Here is a 3,102-nt window from a genome sequence, read left to right as displayed (position 1 = left end):
CCCGTGCCGCCCGTGCCGCCCGTGCCGCCCGTGCCGCCCGTGCCGCCCGTGCCCTCGGCATGATCCGCGCTGGGGCCCGGGCGACCACCCGGCGCGGGGCCGGCGTCGGCGCCGCTCGCCGTCTCGGCGACGAGCAGCCGGATCGAGTTGGTGCCGCAGTCGACGGCCGCCACCCGGGTCACGACGATCCCCCATCTTGTGCGCGGCCGGCATCCGGGCCGCCGCCAGCTGCCCGGCCGGATCCGTTCTCCGGGCCGGAACCGCCCTGCTGGACGGAACCGCTCTCCTCCCGGCCGGGACCGCCCTGCCCGCCGGAACCACTCTCCTGGACGGAACCGCTCTGCTGGGCGGGGCCGGTGACGCACGAGCCGGCGGCCACGCACGGCCCGCGGACGCCCCAGTCCGCCAGCAGGGCCAGTGCCTCGTCACCGAACGGGTTCACCCCCGGTCCGGCGGCCAGGCTGTGCGCGACCAGCACGTGCAGGCACTTCACCCTGGTCGGCATGCCGCCCGCGCCCGGTGCGCCGGGCAGCTCGGCCAGGGCGTCCCGGCGGGCCAGGTAGTCGCGGTGCGCCGCCTGGTAGCGGCGGGAAAGATCGCCGTCGCGGTTGGCGGCGAGCCGCTCGGTCATCTCCCGCATCAGGCCGGACGCCTCCAGCCGCCCGATCGCCGACGCCGCCCGCGGACAGGTCAGGTAGTACAGCGTGGGGAACGGCGTCCCGTCGGCCAGCCTCGGCCAGGTCTCGACGACGTCCGGCAGGCCGCAGGAACATCGGTGGGCGACCCGGCGCATCGCCCGCGGCCGCCGGCCGAGCTGCCGCGCAACGACCTCGACAACCTCGGCGGCCGCACTGGCCTCGGTGTCACCACCGGCCTCGGTGGTCCTGTTGGCTCTGGCAGGCGTGCCAGAATCAGCGGCCGTGCTGGAACCAGTCGCTGTGCCAGCACCGGTGGCCGTGTCAGGCGGCACGTCAACGGTGTCTGCCGAGCCGGTGATGGTGCCTGCCGAGCCCGCGACGGCCGCGACGGGTGCGCCGGCGCCCCGACGAGCGGTCATCGCGCGGTGGCCGAGGGAGCCGGGGCCGGGCTCGGAGCCGGGCTCGGAGCCGGGGTCGGGGTGACCGACGTCGCCGGCACCAGATAGGCCTTCTCCCCGGGCCGGGTGTAGTGCAGCCTGACCCGGGCCTCGTCCTGGGCCCACGCCGGATCGTCGTAGCCGGCCACCTTGGTCTTCAGCGCCTCCACCCGTTCGCGTTGTTCGGCGTTGTGCGCCGCGAGCTCGTCGATCTGGCTGCGCTGCCGCAGGTAGAGCCGCAGCGGATAGGCCAGCGTCAGCACGAGCACGCAGATCACCACCAGCAGCAGGGTCATCCGGGTGGTGAACGGTGTGCGGCGCGCCACCGGTGTCACCCGGCGGTCGGTGAAAAGCGGGGAAAGGCCCCCGCCCCGGCATATCGGGCGGCCTCGTCGAGCTCGTCCTCGATGCGCAGCAGCTGGTTGTACTTGGCGACCCGCTCGCTGCGGGCCGGCGCGCCGGTCTTGATCTGCCCGGCGTCGAGGGCGACCGCGAGGTCGGAGATCGTGGTGTCCTCGGTCTCACCGGACCGGTGGGAGATCATGGACCGGTAGCCGTTACGGTGCGCGAGCGACACCGCGTCCAGGGTCTCGGTGAGCGTGCCGATCTGGTTGACCTTGACGAGCAGGGCGTTGCCGGCCTTCTCGGCAATGCCGCGGGCGAGCCGCTGCGGGTTGGTGACGAACAGGTCGTCACCAACGAGCTGCACCGAGTCGCCGAGACGGGCGGTCAGCTGCACCCAGCCGTCCCAGTCGTCCTCCGCGAGCGGATCCTCGATCGAGACGATCGGGTAGGCCGACACCAGCTCGGCGTAGTAGTCGCTGAGCTCCTGCGCGCTGCGGCGGGCGCCTTCGAAGCGGTAGGCGCCGTCGTCGAAGAACTCCGTCGAGGCCACGTCGAGAGCCAGGGCGATGTCCTCCCCCGGCCGGAAGCCCGCCTTGCCGATGGCCTCCACCAGCAGGTCGAGCGCGGCACGGTTCGCCGGCAGGCTCGGGGCGAACCCGCCCTCGTCGCCGACGGCGGTGGCCAGCCCCTGGGTCTTCAGCACGCTCTTGAGCGCGTGGTAGGTCTCCGCGCCCCAGCGCAGCGCCTCGACGAACGTCGACGCCCCGATCGGGGCGATCATGAACTCCTGGATGTCGACGTTGGTGTCGGCGTGCGCGCCGCCGTTGACGACGTTCAGCAGCGGCACCGGCAGCAGGTGCGCGGCCGGGCCCCCCAGGTAGCGGAACAGCGGCAGGTCGGACGCCTTGGCCGCGGCTTTGGCGACCGCCAGGCTGACCCCGAGCACCGCGTTCGCGCCCAGCGCGGACTTGTCCGGCGTCCCGTCGAGGTCCAGCAGGACCTGGTCGAGGAACCGCTGCTCGGTGGCCTCCAGACCGATGATCTCGGGGCCGATCCGGTCGGCCACGGCAGTCACCGCTTTGCGTACGCCCTTGCCGCCGTAACGGTCGTCGCCGTCACGCAGTTCGACGGCCTCGAACGCCCCAGTGCTCGCGCCGCTGGGCACGGCCGCGCGGCCGAGGGTGCCGTCCTCCAGGACGACCTCGACCTCAACGGTGGGATTGCCCCGCGAGTCAAGGATCTCGCGAGCTCCTACAGCCTCGATGGACGGCACGGGCCTCGACCTCCGGTGTGGCGCGCGTCCGGACGGACACGCCCGACTAGAACGCTACTGTGCGACAGGGCGGGCATCGGCGGCGCCGCCGAAATACGACCCGGCCGAGACTATCGCCACCACGCTCGCGGCACGCGCCTTCGGCACGTGTCACCTACGGCCACCCACTGGCCCGGTGCGCGACCGGACGGCCGCGGCCAGTGCCGTGACGAGGAGGTCCGGCCGGGGTCAAGAGGCGATCCGCTCCGCGGACGCCGCCGAAAGCAGGCCGCCCCGCCGGGCACCGGGACCCGCCACGACGGGCCTGTCCGCCGCGAGCTCGCCAGCACGGTCCCGCCCGCCGCGGGCCTGTCGCCTCGGCTCCGCCAGCACGGGCATGCCACCACGGCTCCGCCCACGGGCATGCCGC

4 protein-coding genes and 1 pseudogene are annotated in these 3,102 nt (G+C 73.8%); all 5 read right to left on the bottom strand.

The annotated features are described in order from the left end of the window. A pseudogene (locus tag NBX02_RS03565) lies at positions 1 to 182 on the bottom strand (PE family protein); the annotation flags it as partial. Beyond that, a complete protein-coding gene (locus tag NBX02_RS03560; RefSeq protein WP_445548242.1) occupies positions 179 to 970 on the bottom strand; it encodes a DUF501 domain-containing protein in 792 nt (263 codons plus the stop codon). The gene NBX02_RS03560 and the pseudogene NBX02_RS03565, both read right to left, overlap by 4 nt. Positions 971 to 1,053: 83 nt before the next feature. Beyond that, complete coding sequence (locus NBX02_RS03555; RefSeq protein WP_445548241.1) at positions 1,054 to 1,401, bottom strand: FtsB family cell division protein; 348 nt, start codon at positions 1,399 to 1,401, stop codon at positions 1,054 to 1,056. A gap of 5 nt (positions 1,402 to 1,406) precedes the next feature. Beyond that, a complete protein-coding gene (gene eno, locus NBX02_RS03550) occupies positions 1,407 to 2,693 on the bottom strand; it encodes a phosphopyruvate hydratase (RefSeq protein ID WP_250285628.1) in 1,287 nt (428 codons plus the stop codon). Between the two features lie 228 nt (positions 2,694 to 2,921). Further along, a partial coding sequence (locus tag NBX02_RS03545) for a hypothetical protein (protein ID WP_250289992.1) occupies positions 2,922 to 3,102 on the bottom strand: 181 nt, incomplete at its 5' end.

The organism is Protofrankia sp. CiP1_Cm_nod1 (assembly GCF_920888515.1).
Classification (GTDB): Bacteria; Actinomycetota; Actinomycetes; order Frankiales; family Frankiaceae; genus Protofrankia.
Note: the sequence above shows the minus strand (reverse complement) of the source record. Positions and strands in the feature narration are given on the sequence as shown.